The sequence below is a fragment of the Bradyrhizobium sp. KB893862 SZCCT0404 genome (assembly GCF_018130885.1).
GTDB classification, from domain to species: Bacteria; Pseudomonadota; Alphaproteobacteria; order Rhizobiales; family Xanthobacteraceae; genus Bradyrhizobium; species Bradyrhizobium stylosanthis.
Genome location: NZ_JAFCLT010000008.1, coordinates 402369 through 416621, shown reverse-complemented (window position 1 = coordinate 416621; position 14253 = coordinate 402369). Strand labels below are relative to the sequence as shown.

General features: G+C 66.6%; 14 protein-coding genes. 9 read left to right on the top strand and 5 right to left on the bottom strand.

Going from position 1 to position 14253, the window contains the following annotated elements; translation table 11 throughout:
• Positions 1-90 precede the first annotated feature (90 nt).
• Genes JQ617_RS29575 through JQ617_RS29565 form a run of 3 tightly spaced genes read left to right on the top strand, consistent with a single transcriptional unit; the run spans position 91 to position 3894 of the window.
• Positions 91-588, top strand: a complete 498-nt coding sequence (locus tag JQ617_RS29575; protein ID WP_212029400.1) for a (2Fe-2S)-binding protein — start codon at positions 91-93, stop codon at positions 586-588.
• Entirely contained in the window at positions 585-1640 is a 1056-nt protein-coding gene (locus JQ617_RS29570) for an FAD binding domain-containing protein (protein WP_212029399.1), read from the top strand. Before JQ617_RS29575 ends, JQ617_RS29570 begins: the two co-directional genes overlap by 4 nt.
• Positions 1633-3894: a xanthine dehydrogenase family protein molybdopterin-binding subunit gene (locus JQ617_RS29565; RefSeq protein WP_212029398.1), complete on the top strand. Its 2262-nt coding sequence runs from the start codon at positions 1633-1635 to the stop codon at positions 3892-3894. The genes JQ617_RS29570 and JQ617_RS29565 overlap by 8 nt, the downstream gene beginning before the upstream one ends.
• Positions 3895-3938: 44 nt before the next feature.
• Here the strand turns inward: JQ617_RS29565 and JQ617_RS29560 are convergent, their stop codons facing one another.
• Both JQ617_RS29560 and JQ617_RS29555 read right to left on the bottom strand, forming a co-directional pair.
• Positions 3939-4091 (bottom strand): hypothetical protein, encoded by a 153-nt coding sequence (locus JQ617_RS29560; protein ID WP_167358309.1) that lies wholly within the window; start codon positions 4089-4091, stop codon positions 3939-3941.
• Positions 4092-4239: 148 nt separating this feature from the next.
• A complete protein-coding gene (locus JQ617_RS29555; RefSeq protein WP_212029397.1) occupies positions 4240-4788 on the bottom strand; it encodes a cupin domain-containing protein in 549 nt (182 codons plus the stop codon).
• Between the two features lie 150 nt (positions 4789-4938).
• Between JQ617_RS29555 and aptA the strand changes: the two genes are divergently transcribed.
• Positions 4939-6267: an omega-aminotransferase AptA gene (aptA, locus tag JQ617_RS29550; RefSeq protein ID WP_063692445.1), complete on the top strand. Its 1329-nt coding sequence runs from the start codon at positions 4939-4941 to the stop codon at positions 6265-6267.
• Positions 6268-6337: 70 nt separating this feature from the next.
• On the top strand, positions 6338-7603 hold the full coding sequence (locus tag JQ617_RS29545; protein ID WP_212029396.1) for a D-amino acid dehydrogenase: 1266 nt from the start codon (positions 6338-6340) through the stop codon (positions 7601-7603).
• A 309-nt stretch (positions 7604-7912) separates the two neighbouring features.
• Here the strand turns inward: JQ617_RS29545 and JQ617_RS29540 are convergent, their stop codons facing one another.
• On the bottom strand, positions 7913-8584 hold the full coding sequence (locus tag JQ617_RS29540; protein ID WP_212029395.1) for a helix-turn-helix domain-containing protein: 672 nt from the start codon (positions 8582-8584) through the stop codon (positions 7913-7915).
• A 180-nt stretch (positions 8585-8764) separates the two neighbouring features.
• Here JQ617_RS29540 and JQ617_RS29535 point away from each other — a divergent pair, with 180 nt between their 5' ends.
• The 4 genes from JQ617_RS29535 to JQ617_RS29520 are packed head-to-tail and all read left to right on the top strand — an operon-like array spanning position 8765 to position 12225.
• Positions 8765-9523 carry an ABC transporter substrate-binding protein gene (locus tag JQ617_RS29535; protein ID WP_212029394.1) on the top strand — a complete coding sequence of 253 codons (759 nt, stop codon included), beginning with the start codon at positions 8765-8767 and terminating at the stop codon, positions 9521-9523.
• A gap of 24 nt (positions 9524-9547) precedes the next feature.
• A complete protein-coding gene (locus JQ617_RS29530) occupies positions 9548-10201 on the top strand; it encodes an amino acid ABC transporter permease (RefSeq protein WP_063692439.1) in 654 nt (217 codons plus the stop codon).
• Positions 10198-10929 carry an amino acid ABC transporter ATP-binding protein gene (locus JQ617_RS29525; protein ID WP_212029393.1) on the top strand — a complete coding sequence of 244 codons (732 nt, stop codon included), beginning with the start codon at positions 10198-10200 and terminating at the stop codon, positions 10927-10929. The genes JQ617_RS29530 and JQ617_RS29525 overlap by 4 nt, the downstream gene beginning before the upstream one ends.
• A gap of 12 nt (positions 10930-10941) precedes the next feature.
• Positions 10942-12225, top strand: a complete 1284-nt coding sequence (locus JQ617_RS29520; RefSeq protein WP_212029392.1) for an NAD(P)/FAD-dependent oxidoreductase — start codon at positions 10942-10944, stop codon at positions 12223-12225.
• 51 nt (positions 12226-12276) lie between these two features.
• Here the strand turns inward: JQ617_RS29520 and JQ617_RS29515 are convergent, their stop codons facing one another.
• Both JQ617_RS29515 and JQ617_RS29510 read right to left on the bottom strand, forming a co-directional pair.
• On the bottom strand, positions 12277-12531 hold the full coding sequence (locus JQ617_RS29515; RefSeq protein WP_212029391.1) for a hypothetical protein: 255 nt from the start codon (positions 12529-12531) through the stop codon (positions 12277-12279).
• A gap of 68 nt (positions 12532-12599) precedes the next feature.
• Entirely contained in the window at positions 12600-14189 is a 1590-nt protein-coding gene (locus JQ617_RS29510) for a gamma-glutamyltransferase family protein (protein ID WP_212029390.1), read from the bottom strand.
• Between the last annotated feature and the right edge of the window lie 64 nt (positions 14190-14253).

Below are 14253 nucleotides of genomic sequence, written 5' to 3'. Positions count from 1 at the left end.
GGATCACGTCAGGGCGGCGCGATATCGACGGCGGCCACGGAGGTGGCGCGCCGAACGATGAACCATGTCCATATCTGATCGGAGCCTTGTATGAACCACTCCATCAGCCTCACGGTGAACGGTGCACGGCGCGACTTCGTCCTCGACGATCCCCGCGTCACGCTGCTCGATCTCCTGCGTGAGCGCCTCCATCTCACCGGAACCAAGAAGGGATGCGATCGCGGCCAGTGCGGCGCCTGCACCATTCTCGTCGACGGCAAGCGCATCAATTCGTGCCTTGCGCTCGCCATCAGCCATGACGGCGCCGACATCCTCACCATCGAAGGCGTTGGGCGCGGCGACCAGCTTCATCCGGTGCAGGCGGCGTTCATCGCCCATGACGGCTTCCAGTGCGGCTTCTGCACGCCCGGCCAGATCATGAGCGCGATCGGCATGATGCAGGAAGCCCAGGCCGGCAACGATCCCGAGCGCATCCGCGAATGCATGAGCGGCAATCTGTGCCGCTGCGGCGCTTATGCCGGCATCGTCGATGCCGTGCAGGACGCGCAAGGACGCATGGATGAGACCAACCAGAGGCGCTCCGCATGAAACAGTTCGATTATGTCAGGCCCGCCACGGTCGCGGACGCGGTCGCCGCCGCCGCGCAGCCGGGCGCCGTCTATCTTGCCGCCGGCACCAATTTGCTCGATCTGATGAAGGGCGGCGTCAGCCGTCCAGATCGCCTGGTCGACGTCACGCATCTTCACGGGCTCGATCAGATCGAGACCCTCGCCGACGGATCGTTGCGCATCGGCGCGCTGGTCAGCAATGCCGATCTCGCGCATGACGTAAACTTCGCCAAGTCCTATCCGGCCGTGGCCGAAGCGCTGCTGTCAGGCGCATCCGCGCAACTGCGCAACGCCGCGACCGTCGGCGGCAATCTGCTGCAGCGGACGCGCTGCGCGTATTTCTACGACACCGCCAGCCGCTGCAACAAGCGCGAGCCCGGCAGCGGCTGCGACGCCCGCGATGGCGAGAACCGCGGCCATGCCGTGCTCGGCTGGAGCGAGAGCTGCATCGCCACGCACCCCTCCGATTTCTGCGTGCCGCTGGTCGCGCTCGATGCCGTCGTCGAGATCGAGGGCCGGAACGGCCGCCGGGAGATCGCGCTGGAGGAGCTGCACCGGCTGCCCGGCCAGACGCCCGAGCGTGAATCCGCGCTCGAGCCCGGCGATCTCATTGTTGCCGTGCGCCTGCCGGCCGCAGCGCGTGGCTTTGCAACGCATGCGCGTTACCTCAAGGTTCGCGAGCGCACGTCATATGCTTTCGCCGTCGTCTCGGCGGCGGCAGCGTTGCGGATCGAGAACGGCAAGATCGCCGAAGCGCGGCTTGCGCTCGGCGGCGTTGCCGCAAAGCCCTGGCGCGGCCGCGCCGCGGAGGACGTTCTCAGAAACGTCGCGCCCACGGCCGACGCATTCCAGGAGGCCGCCTGGCGCGCGCTCACCGACGCAAAACCGTCCGGGGACAACGCCTTCAAGATCGAGCTGGCGCGCCGCATCGTCGTGCGCGCGCTGACCCTTGCCGCTGCCGGCACGCCCGCGCGCATCCCCGCGCTGCCGGCCTCTCCCTTTGCCTCGACGTCCGGAGCCATTCATGCCTGAGCTCAACCTCACCAGCGCGCCCGCACATCTGCGGCACGGCTCGAACATCGGCCAGCCGCTGACCCGCCGTGACGGCGTTCTCAAGGTCACGGGGCGTGCGACCTATGCCGCCGACAATCATCCGCCCGGCATGCTGTTTGCCGTGATGGCCGTCGCCAGCATCGCGCGCGGCCGCGTGACCTCGCTCAATGTCGCGGCCGCCAAGCGTCATCCCGGCGTGGTGGAGGTCATGGCGCCCGACCACAAGCCGAAGCTCGCGATCGATCCGGAGATCAAGACCAATCCGTTCGTATTCCGGATGGAGGTGCTGCAGAGCCACGAGGTCCGCTATGCCAACCAGCCGATCGCGGTGGTGATCGCCGAGACGCTGGAAGCAGCGACGGAAGGCGCCACGCTCCTGGCGCCGCAATATGAGGTACAGCCCGCACTGGTCGGGCTCGACGCCGGCGAGAGCTACGTGCCGCCGGTCGTCGGCGTCGGCAATCCCACTGAAAACACCCATGGCGATGTCGAGGCGGGCCTCGCCGTGGCCGAAAAGCAGATCGACGCGACCTACGAGACGCCGCCGCAATATCACAATGCGATGGAGCCGCATGCCATCGTGGCGTCGTGGAACGGAGAGAGCCTGCAGGTCGACATGCCGACCCAGGGCCTGATGCTGTCGCTCGGACGCATCGCCGAGCTGTTCGGCATTTCACCCGACAAGATCCACATCCGGAGTCCGTTCCTCGGCGGCGGCTTCGGCTCGAAGGGGCTGATGTCCGGCCCGCCGACCCTCGGCATCATGGCCGCCAAGCTTGTCGGCAAGCCGGTCAAGCTCGTGCTGCGGCGTGAGCAGATGTACGGCCCGGTCGGCCATCGCGCGCCGACGCGTCAGCGGCTGCGCATCGGCGCCGACGGCGAGGGGCGCCTGACCGCGCTCGATCATCACGCCAGGACCGTGTCGAGCACGTTCGACGATTTCTACGAGCCCGCGGCCGACGCCTCGCACACGCTCTATGCGGCGCCGGCGATCCGCACCTCGCACGATGCCGTGCGCGTCAACACCGGCACGCCATTATTCATGCGCGCGCCGGGCGAGGCGACGGGCTCGATCGCATTGGAGAGCGCGATCGACGAGATGGCCTGGGCCTGCGGCATCGACCCGCTCGCCTTCCGCCTGAAGAACTATGCCGAGGTCGAGCCGATGACGGGACGACCGTTCTCCTCGAAAGCGCTGCGTGCCTGTTACGATCAGGGCGCAGCGCGTTTCGGCTGGGCGAAGCGCTCGCTCCAGCCCCGACAGATGCGCGACGATGCCGGACTTCTGGTCGGCTGGGGGATGGGCACCGCGACGTTCCCCGCGCTGATGTTCCAGGCCGAGGCGCGCGCCGTGCTCCGCCGCGACGGCTCGGGCGCGATGGAGATCGGCGCGCACGACATGGGGCAGGGCGCCTGGACGGCGCTTGCCCAGATCGCGGCCGATGCCGTCGGTCTCGATATCGACCGCGTGGACTTCAAGGCCGGCACATCCGATCTGCCTGATGCCGGTATCGCCGGCGGCTCGGCGCATACGGCAACCGCAGGTGCCGCGATCCACAGTGCCGGCGCGGCCGTGATCGCAAAGCTCGCCGATCTCGCAACCGGTGATGAGCGCTCGCCGCTGTTCGGCGCCGGCAATGCGGGCGTGATCGCGCGGGACGGCAGGCTGATCCGTCGTGACGACGAGAGCCGCAGCGAGAGCTATGCCGAGATCCTCGCGCGCGCAGGCGTCGCCGAGGTCGAGGCCCGCGGCACCGGTGCGCCGAACCCGGCGGCGATGGAGGAGTATGCGATGCACGCCCACGGCGCGGTGTTCGCGGAGGTGAAGGTCGATCCCGAACTCGGCCAGGTCCGCGTCAGCCGCATGGTCGGCGCCTTTGCCGCAGGACGCATCGTCAACCCGCATCTGGTGAAGAGCCAGCTGTTCGGCGGCATGATCTGGGGCATGTCCTTCGCGCTGCACGAGGAAGCCGTCACCGATCGCCGCAGCGGGCGGATCATGAATGCCAATCTCGGCGAGTACCACATTCCGGTGAATGCCGACGTGCCGCCGCTCGACGTGATCACGGTCGAGGAGCACGACCCGCATGTGAATGCGCTCGGCATCAAGGGCGTCGGCGAGATCGGCATCACCGGCAGCGCCGGCGCGGTCGCCAACGCGGTATGGCATGCGACCGGCGTGCGCGTGCGCCGCTTCCCGATCAAGATCGAGGAGTTGCTGACGCAGCGCTGAGTGGGGCAAGGCGGGGCGAGCTCGTCTCGCTCCGCCGCGTTCTGCTAGTGCAATTTCTTGCGGATCGCCTTCAGCGCCTCGCGCTGTGTCTCGATGTACTCGGCGATGACCTTGCGCAGCTCGCGCGAATGGAGCTTGTCGGCATCGCGCTGCACTTCGTCGAGCGCAGCCTCGGCATTGGCGAGCGTGATCTTCATCTGCGGGCCCTGTTAAGAAGCGGCGCCGGAATGTCTCTCGGCTACGGCTCGCATCATATAGAGGACCGGCGCGCGGAAATTGAGATGCCTCAAGCTCCGTAAGACACCGGGGCACTCCGTAGGATCCCGGATGAGGCGAATGACCGCGTCAGAACGTCGGCGGCGTGCACGCCGAGATCACCTCGCAAGCCTTGCCGCCGACACAGCGGAAACGATGCGGCCTGCGGCTCTCGAAATAATAGGCGTCGCCGGGATTGAGGATGCGGCGCTCGTCCTCGACGGTAACTTCGAGCTTGCCGGAGATCACGATACCGCCTTCCTCGCCGTCATGGACGAGATGCACGCGCCCGGTGTCGCTGCCGGGCTCGTAACGCTCTTTCAGGATCTGCAGGCTGCGTCCGAACAGATTGTCGCCGATCTGCCGATAGGAGATCGGTTTCTTGCCGACCTCGGTCAGCTCCTCCGCGCGGTAGAAGATCTTGCGCCTGGACCCCGGCTCCAGAGCGAAGAACTCGGCGAGCCCCATCGGGATGCCGTCGAGGATGCGCTTGAGCGCGCCGACCGACGGGTTCATCTGGTTGGATTCGATCAACGAGATCGTCGAGTTGGTGACGCCGGCGCGCTTGGCGAGCTCGCGCTGCGACAGCTTGTGGCGCGCCCGGATGAATCGCAGCCGTCCACCGATGTCGACGCTCATAGCCTGGGGTCCCGTGTTGCAGGTGTTGCGGATCGCGCAAATATGGACCGGCTGCCCTAGCAAAATCAATGGTTTGCAGGTCACCAGAAAAGGACTTGTTGCGGTTTCCAAGCCGTGGCTCTGCTAGCGGGTCAGCAAAGGAGCGCGGCCGTGACCCTTCATCAGATTCCGAACACTATCAAGACCGACTCGTTCTGGATGCCGTTCACGGCCAACCGGCAGTTCAAGAAGGCGCCGCGCCTGTTCTCCTCGGCCGAGGGCATGCACTACACCACCGTCGACGGCCGCAAGGTGATCGACGGCTCCGCCGGCCTCTGGTGCGTCAATGCCGGCCACGGCCGCAAGCAGATCGCCGCCGCGGTCGAGCGCCAGCTCATGACGCTGGACTTCGCGCCGACCTTCCAGATGGGCCATCCGCTGGCCTTCGACTTCGCCGAGCGCCTTGCCGAGATCGCGCCCAAAGGCCTCGATCGCATCTTCTTCACCAACTCCGGCTCTGAATCGGTCGATACCGCGCTGAAGATCGCGCTCGCCTATCATCGCGCCAACGGCCAGTCGAGCCGCACCCGCCTGATCGGCCGCGAACGCGGCTATCACGGCGTCGGCTTCGGCGGCACCTCGGTCGGCGGCATGGTCGCCAACCGCCGCGCCTTTGCGACCCTGCTGCCGGGCGTCGACCACATCCGCCACACCCATGATCTCTCCCGTAACGCCTTCGCCAAGGACCAGCCCGAGCACGGCGCCGAACTCGCCGACGATCTCGAGCGTCTGGTCGGCCTGCACGGCGCCGAGACCATCGCCGCCGTCATCGTCGAGCCGGTGCCGGGTTCGACCGCGGTGCTGCCGCCGCCGAAGGGCTATCTGCAGCGCCTGCGCGAGATCTGCGACAAGCACGGCATCCTGCTGATCTTCGACGAGGTCATCACCGGCTTCGGCCGCCTCGGCACGCCGTTCGCCGCCAACTTCTTCGGCGTCACGCCGGACCTGATGACGACGGCCAAGGGCATCACCAACGGCACCATCCCCTGCGGCGCGGTGTTCGCGAGCCGCAAGGTGCATGACGGCATGATGGTTGGCCCCGAGAACGCGATGGAGCTGTTCCACGGCTACACTTACTCCGCGCATCCGACCGCCTGCGCCGCGGGCATCGCGACGCTCGACATCTACAAGGACGAGGGCCTGCTGACGCGCGGTGCCTCGATGGCCGAATACTGGCGCGATGCGCTGCATCAGCTCAAGGGCCTGCCGAACGTCGTCGACATCCGCAATTGCGGCCTGATGGGCGCGGTCGAGCTGGCGCCGCGCGACGGCATCGTCGGCGCGCGCGGCTACGACGTGATGGTCGACTGCTTCAACACCGGCCTTTATTTGCGCATGAGCGGCGACAGCTTCGCGATGTCGCCTCCGCTCATCGTCGAGAAGAGCCATATCGACCAGATGGTCTCGATCCTCGGCGACGCCATCAAGAAGGTGGCCTGATAATTGCTCTCGCCGTTGCGAGTTGTTTCCTTGCAGCGGCGAGCGTGATGCCGCGGGAGTTTGACCAAGCGTGAAAGTTCTGATCCTCGGCAGCGGTGTCATCGGTGTCACCTCTGCCTACTACCTCGCACGTGCCGGCCACGAGGTGACGGTCGTCGACCGTCAGCCCGAACCGGCGCTTGAGACCTCCTTTGCCAATGCCGGCGAAGTGTCGCCCGGCTATTCCTCGCCCTGGGCCGGCCCCGGCGTGCCGGTGAAGGCGGTCAAGTGGCTGCTGATGAAGCACGGCCCGCTGGTGATCCGGCCGAAGCTCGATCCCGTCATGTGGGTCTGGCTGCTCAAGATGCTGCGCAACTGCACCAGCGAGCGCTACGCGGTCAACAAGAGCCGGATGATCCCGATCGCGGAATACAGCCGCGACTGCCTGCGCGATCTGCGCCGCGACATCGGCATCCAATATGACGAGCGCTCGCAGGGCACGCTGCAGCTGTTCCGCTACCAGTCCCAGCTCGATGGCACCGGCGAGGATATCGCCGTGCTCAAGCAATATGGCGTGCCCTTCGAGGTGCTGAGCCGCGAGGGCTGCATCGCGGTCGAGCCGGCGCTCGCCGGCGTGAAGGAGAAGTTCGCCGGCGGGCTGCGCCTGCCGCAGGACGAGACCGGTGACTGCCACATGTTCACGCAGGCGCTGGCCAAGCATGCCGAGGCGCTCGGCGTGCGCTTCATGTTCAATACCGGCATCGACCGCATCGTCACCGACGGCGCGGGCGTCAGCGGTGTCGTGACCAGCGCCGGCACGTTGCAGGCGGACGCCTACGTGCTCGCGCTCGGAAGCTGGTCGTCGCGCGTTGCAGCTCCGCTCGGCATCTCGCTGCCGGTCTATCCGGTGAAGGGCTATTCGATCACGGTGCCGATCAAGGACGCCTCGGGCGCGCCGGAATCGACCGTGATGGACGAGAGCTACAAGGTCGCGATCACCCGCCTCGGCAATCGCATCCGCGTCGGCGGTACCGCCGAAATCTCGGGCTATTCGAGCAAGCTGTACGATGCCCGCCGCGCCACGCTGGATCACTCGCTGACCGATCTCTTCCCGCGCGGCGGCGATCTGTCCAAGGCCACCTTCTGGAGCGGCCTGCGCCCGATGACGCCGGACGGACCGCCCGTGATCGGCCCGACGCAATACGCCAATCTCCACCTCAACACCGGCCACGGCACGCTCGGCTGGACCATGTCCTGCGGTTCGGGCCGCGTGCTCGCCGACATGCTGTCCGGCAAGAAGCCGGACATCGATGTCAGTGCGCTGTCGGTGGATCGGTACAAGTATCGGTTTGGGTAAGACTCTATCCCCTCGTCATTGCGAGGAGCAAAGCGACGAAGCAATCCAGAATGCCTCCACGGCGAAGGTCTGGATTGCTTCGCTTCGCTCGCAATGACGGTGTGGAAGCAGCCGCGCATCCAAATCTATCACCGTCACCCTGAGGCGTGAGCTGCGCGGCGCAACGCGCCGCGTGGCGAGCCTCGAAGGGCGACGGCGCGGCTGCATCGGGGCCGTACATCCTTCGAGGCTCCCGGCGCGATGCCTTTGCAGCGCGCCACTCGCACCTCAGGATGACGGGGCTGGGAGTGTGCGCGTGGACGGAAAGTGCTACGCCCCCGTCACGCAGTTCACCCACAGCACCACGGCCTTCGCATCGTTCGCCGGATTGGAAAACCGGTGCGGCCTTCGGCTGGCAAACCGAAAGCTGTCGCCCGTCTTCAGCGACCATGTCTCGCTGTCCACAGTCAGCATCATCTCGCCTTCGAGCACGAGGCCGGCTTCCTCGCCGTCATGGGTGTAGAGCTCGTCGCCGGTGGAGCCGCCGGGCTCCAGATGCACCAGGAACAAATTGAGCTTGTTGTCGGTACTCGCCGGGCTCAGCAATTGCTTCGACACGCCGGTGCGCCAGAGTTTCAACTCGGGCCGCTGCAGCCCGCGCGTCACGACCTGGTCCGAAGCGCCGTCGGCGCTCGGGCTCGCGCCGAACAGCGCGGCGATGCCGACGCCGAGCACGTCGGCGAGCGTTGCCAGCACGCGCAGCGATGGTGACGACAGGCCGCGCTCGATCTGGCTGAGGAAGCCGATCGAGAGGTCCGTGCGCGAAGCGACCGTTTCCAGCGAGAATTGCCTGACGCGCCGGAGGTCCCTGATGCGGCGGCCGACCGCGACGTCCATTGCGGGCTCCGTCGGCTTCACGGTAGCCTTCTTGCCGTTCCTGTTACCGCTCTTGTTGCCGTTCTCGGCCTTCCTGACCGGCTTTGCGGCGGCCGGTTTGCGCATTCTTTTGCCACCGCTCACGTCAAACCGCTTCCTTCATGTGCATGAAAACCGCTTGCATCGGCCGCGAAAGTGTGACCAAATTTTCATATTGGTGAAAATAGGCCGAAACGGCTTGGCCCGCAACGTCTGATCACGACTTTGCCCGAGCGCCGCCATCGGCCAAGCCCAAAGGGGGATGCGATGAAGCGTTTTGGTCTGGCCGCGGTCGCGGCGCTCGCAATTGCAGCCGTGGCGCCGGCGTCGGCGCAGCAGGTGCTGAAGGTCGGCTCGACGCCGACGGGCATTCCCTTCACCTTCCTCGACACCAAGACCAACAGCATCCAGGGCATCATGGTCGACCTCGTCACCGAAGTCGGCAAGGATGCCGGCTTCAACGTGCAGATCGAGCCGATGCAGTTCTCGGCGCTGATCCCCTCGCTGACGTCGAGCAAGATCGACATCATCGCCGCCGCGATGTTCATCACCGCGCCGCGCAAGGAGGTCGTCGATTTCTCCGATCCCATCTACACCTATGGCGAAGGTCTCGTCGTGCCGAAGAGCGACACCAAGGCCTATGCCACGCAGGACGATCTGAAGGGCGAGACCGTGGGCGCGCAAGTCGGCACCGCCTTCGTCGACGCGCTGAAAAAGACCGGCCTGTTCGCGGACGTGAAGGCCTACGACACCATTCCCGACATCCTGCGCGACGTGAACACCGGCCGCCTCAAGGCCGGCTACGCCGACTATCCGATCCTGGCCTACAATCTGAAGCAGGGCGGTTTCCCCGAAGTGCGCCTCGTGGACGGCTACAAGCCCATGACCGTGGGCTCGGTCGGCATCGGCGTGCGCAAGGGCGAGACCGCGCTGCTCGGCAAGATCAATGCCTCGCTCGCCAAGCTCAAGGCCAACGGCACCATCGACAAGATCCTCGATAAATGGGGCCTGAAGGCTCAGGGCTGATAACGGTTCGTCGCAGGCTGTCCGATGAAAGGCTTCTGGCACGACGCCGTCGAGTTCTTCCCGATCCTGATGAACGGCGTCGCGCTGACGATCGTCGTCACGATCGGCTCGCTGCTGCTCTCGACGGTGCTCGGCCTGATCTGGGCGATGATGCGGGTCTCCGGCATCAAGGCGCTGTCGATGCTCAGCGCCAGCCTGATCAACGTCATCCGCGGCATCCCGATCATCGTGCTGCTGTTCTACCTTTACTTCGTGATGCCTGATCTCGGCGTCACGCTCAGCGCTTTGCAGGCCGCGATCCTCGGCCTCGGCATCGCCTATTCGGCCTATCAGGCCGAAAACTTCCGCGCCGGCATCGAGGCCATCGACAAGGGGCAGATCGAGGCGGCGCAGTCGATCGGCATGGGCTGGTGGCTCACCATGCGCCGCGTGGTGCTGCCGCAGGCGGTGCGCATCGTGCTGCCGCCCTATGGCAACGTCATGATCATGATGCTGAAGGATTCCTCGCAGGCCTCGACTATCACGGTGGCCGAGCTCGCGCTGCAGGGCAAGCTGATCGCGTCCTCGACCTTCAAGAACACCAGCGTGTTCACGCTGGTGGCGCTGATGTATCTGACCATGAGCATTCCGCTGATCCTGCTGGTCCGTCATTTCGAGAAGCGGGCGGGCAAGAAATGATCGAGCTCAGTGACGTCCACAAGAGTTTTGGCCAGAACGAGGTGCTCAAGGGCATCACGGCCTCTGTCCAGAAGGGCGAGGTGGTCTGCATCATCGGGCCGTCGGGCTCGGGCAAGTCCACCATCCTGCGCTGCATCAACGGGCTCGAGAGCTACGATCGCGGCGAGATCAGCGTCGAGGGCCTGAAGGTCGACCGCGACGCGCCGTCGATCGTGAACATCCGCACCCAGGTCTCGATGGTGTTCCAGCGTTTCAACCTGTTTCCGCACCGGACGGTGCTGGAGAACGTGGTCGAAGGTCCGCTGTTCGTGAAGAAGGAGCCGCGTGCCCAGGTGCTGGAACGCGGCCGCGCGCTGCTCGCCCAGGTCGGGCTCGCCGAGAAGGCCGATGCGCATCCGCCGCAGCTGTCCGGCGGCCAGCAGCAGCGCGTCGCGATCGCGCGGGCGCTGGCGATGCAGCCCAAGGCGATCCTGTTCGACGAGCCGACCTCGGCGCTCGATCCCGAGCTCGTCGGCGACGTGCTCGGCGTGATGCGCAAGCTCGCCGACGACGGCATGACCATGGTCGTCGTCACCCACGAGATGGGCTTTGCCCGCGACGTCGCCGACCGCGTGCTGTTCATCGACGGCGGCGTGATCGTCGAGCAGGGCCCGGCCAAGGCGCTGCTCAACCAACCCCAGCATCCGCGCACGCAGGACTTCCTGCGCCGCGTGCTGCATCCGCTCTGACCGGGTCTTGCAATGACGCGCCTGCCGCTGCCGCCTTCGCTCTATGCCGACACCGCCGTCGCGCCGGTGGCGACGCCACCGCTCGATACCGACAAGACCGTCTCCGTCGCGATCGTCGGCGGCGGCTATACTGGGCTCTCCACCGCATTGCATCTGGCCGAGCAGGGCGTCGAGGCGCTGGTGCTGGAGGCGCAGGAACCGGGTTGGGGCGCGTCCGGCAACAATGGCGGCCACACCAATCCCGGGCTGAAGCACGATCCTGATCAGATCGAGGCGGACTTCGGTCCCGAGCTCGGCCGCCGCATGATCGAATTCTCCTACGGCACCACGAACTTCACCCACGACCTGATCCGCCGCTACCAGATCCCCTGCGAAGCGCGGCAGGGCGGCACGCTGCGCGCGGCCTATAACGAGGCCAGCGCCGCCGCGATCGAGAAGACGGCGCAGCAATGCATCCGTCGCGGCATGCCGGTGTCGTACCTCAACCGCGAGCAGCTGCGCGAGATGACCGGCTCCGACCGCTACATCGGCGCCATGTTCGACACGCGCGGCGGCGACCTGCATCCCCTGAGCTACGCCCGTGGTCTCGCGCGCGCTGCGATCTCGGCCGGCGCGAAAGTTCATGGCGAGACGCCCGCGCTGTCATTGCGCCGCGACGGCAGCCGCTGGCGCATCGAGACGCCGCGTGCGGTCGTCCACGCAGACAAGGTGCTGCTCGCCACCAACGGTTTTACCGACGATCTCTGGCCCGCGCTTCGCCGCACCATCGTGCCGGTGTTCTCCTCGATCGCCGCCACCGTGCCGCTGTCGGACGAGATTGCGCGTTCGATCATGCCGACGCGGCCGGTGCTCTACGAGAGCGGCCACATCACCGTCTATTACCGCATCGACCAGCAGAACCGCCTCCTGATGGGCGGCCGCGGCCCGATGCGCTGGATCAACTCGCCGAACGACGTCGCCTATCTCATGCGCTATGCGGAGCGGCTGTGGCCCCAGCTCAAGGGCGTGTCGTGGACCCATGGCTGGAACAGCCGCCTCGCGATCACCAAAGACCACTATCCGCATGTGCACGAGCCCGCGGAGAGCGTCCTGATCTCGCTCGGCTGCAACGGCCGCGGCGTTGCGCTTTCGACCGCGATGGGCACGCAGCTCGCGCGCCGGCTGATCGGCGGCGCCAAGGCCGAGCTCGACATGCCGATCACGGGTATCAACCCGATCCCGATACACGCGTTCTGGCCCGTGGGTGTCACGACGGCCGTGATCGCGGGCCGCGTGCGCGACCGGCTGGGCATTTAAAAAGGCGCCGCCTCGTGATGGGCGGCGCCTCGTCAAGATGGCTGCTCCGCGTCAGCAGCGGCCCTGTTTCCACAGGCCGGGCGGGCACCCGTGACCCCGCCAGCCGACCTTGCGTCCATGATGCCATCCCGGCGGGGTGCCATGGCGATGGCCGTGGTATCCGCCATGATGGCCATGACCATGTCCGTGGCCGTGACCATGGCCGCCTTTGGCGAGGGCCACGCCGGGCATCGTCAGGCCGGCGGCGACGATCACCGTTGCGGCGAGGGCGAGCTTCTTCATCGAAAATCCTCTCTTGTTAGGCACGCATCTGTCCGTTCGACGAACCGACATCGATCGCGGTGTCGCGCGCAAATGCGGAGGAGTCGTGGCGCTCAGGATTCGGCCACTGCGTCGGCCCAGGGCTGGAAGATCTCGACCGCGCCGGAGTTGATGTCGCCGTCCCGCATCACCACGCTCGGGCAGGCGAATTTTTGCGGCAGCGCCTGCACGCGACTCTCTTCATAGTCGAAGCGCGTGGCCAGCGTCTTGCGCACCTCCTCGGGTAGACGAGCATCGCCGATCACCACCGCGCCTTCGCTGGCATCGATGCGCGGCTGGTGGATCGCAGTATCGAGGTCCATGCCGTAATCCATCGCGAACGACACCAGCTGCATCACCGACGGCAGGATGCGGCGGCCGCCGGAGGCGCCGACGGCGAGGCGCTTGCCGTTCTTCGTCTCCGCGATGACAGGCGTGTAGTTGCAGAGGCAGCGCTTGCCGGGGGCGAGCGAATTGGTGGTTCCCGGCGTCGGGTCGAACCACATGATGCCGTTGTTCATGGCGATGCCGGTGTGTGGCGTCACATATTTTGAGCCGAACGACGACAGCAGCGTCTGCGTCACCGCCGCGATGTTGCCGTGGCGGTCGACCACGGAGAAATGCGTGGTGCAGGCCGGCGCCAGATATTCGGCGCCGAGCGAGCGCTTGCCGTCGGCATCGCCCATGTCCTTCAGCCGCTCGCGGAAGGCCGCTTGCAGGGCGAGCGCATATTCGACATAGGCGGCCGCATCCGGCGCGCTCCCCGGCTTCCATGCCTGCTGCAACAGGCGCAGCGCGTGCGCCATGGTGGGCCCGGCCGTGAGCTCGGGTGTCGCATAGACCTTGCCGTCGCGATAGGGGATCGCCAGCGGCTCGCGCGAATGCGCGCGGAACGCGGCGAGGTCCTCGACCGACAGCGAGCCGCCATCGGCCTTGACGTCGGAGGCGATGCTCCTGGCGAGATCACCCTGATAGAAATCGCGCGGTCCGGCCTCGGCGAGATGCGACAGCGTCGCCTTCAGCGTGTCCTGCGGCAGCCGCGTCTCGGCCTTGACGCCCCATGGCGCGCTGGGCGGCAGCCCGTCCTTCAGGAACGCCGCGGCGCTCGCGGGATAGCGCCTGAGATCGGCGGCCGAGCCCGAGATCGTCACCGTGGTCCACCAATCGACCAGCAGGCCTTCGCCGGCGAGCGCGACGGCCGGCGCGACCAGATCCTTCCACGGTATTTTGGCGTAGCGGCGATGCACCTCTTCCATCCCCGCGACGACACCGGGCACGGCGATCGAGCCGGGGCCGTGAATGTTGCGATCGCCCTTGACCCGCGGCCAGGGGAAGAGATCGGAGGCGGCGCCCTCGCCGCTGAGCGGATAATCGGCGACGCGCAAGCTTTGCGGCGCACACATCCCGTAGTCGATCACCTCGGTGCGATTTTCCTTGGCGCGGTAGAGCACCATCGCCCCGCCGCCGCCGATGCCGCTGTTCCAGGGCTCCAGCACGTTCAGCGCCATGGTGGTTGCGACGATCGCGTCCACGCAGTCGCCGCCCGCCGCCAGCACCTGCGCTCCCACCTCGGCCGCCCGCCGCGATTGCGAGGCGACGATGCCGCCCTTGGACGTGACGGCGGGTTTGCGGACGGTTTGGTTGAGGCTGAACTGATGAGGCATGATGTCGCTTGATGTTCCGTGTGGATGTCTGTGTTGGCTGCGCTGCGCGCCGGCGCAATTGGCG

Bases quoted from the DNA above. Each gene is read 5' to 3' on its own strand.
- JQ617_RS29575 (WP_212029400.1), top strand. From the start codon at position 91: ATGAACCACTCCATCAGCCTCACGGTGAACGGTGCACGGCGCGACTTC.
- JQ617_RS29570 (WP_212029399.1), top strand. From the start codon at position 585: ATGAAACAGTTCGATTATGTCAGGCCCGCCACGGTCGCGGACGCGGTC.
- JQ617_RS29565 (WP_212029398.1), top strand. From the start codon at position 1,633: ATGCCTGAGCTCAACCTCACCAGCGCGCCCGCACATCTGCGGCACGGC.
- JQ617_RS29560 (WP_167358309.1), bottom strand. From the start codon at position 4,091: ATGAAGATCACGCTCGCCAATGCCGAGGCTGCGCTCGACGAAGTGCAG.
- JQ617_RS29555 (WP_212029397.1), bottom strand. From the start codon at position 4,788: ATGAGCGTCGACATCGGTGGACGGCTGCGATTCATCCGGGCGCGCCAC.
- JQ617_RS29540 (WP_212029395.1), bottom strand. From the start codon at position 8,584: ATGCGCAAACCGGCCGCCGCAAAGCCGGTCAGGAAGGCCGAGAACGGC.
- JQ617_RS29535 (WP_212029394.1), top strand. From the start codon at position 8,765: ATGAAGCGTTTTGGTCTGGCCGCGGTCGCGGCGCTCGCAATTGCAGCC.
- JQ617_RS29530 (WP_063692439.1), top strand. From the start codon at position 9,548: ATGAAAGGCTTCTGGCACGACGCCGTCGAGTTCTTCCCGATCCTGATG.
- JQ617_RS29525 (WP_212029393.1), top strand. From the start codon at position 10,198: ATGATCGAGCTCAGTGACGTCCACAAGAGTTTTGGCCAGAACGAGGTG.
- JQ617_RS29520 (WP_212029392.1), top strand. From the start codon at position 10,942: ATGACGCGCCTGCCGCTGCCGCCTTCGCTCTATGCCGACACCGCCGTC.
- JQ617_RS29510 (WP_212029390.1), bottom strand. From the start codon at position 14,189: ATGCCTCATCAGTTCAGCCTCAACCAAACCGTCCGCAAACCCGCCGTC.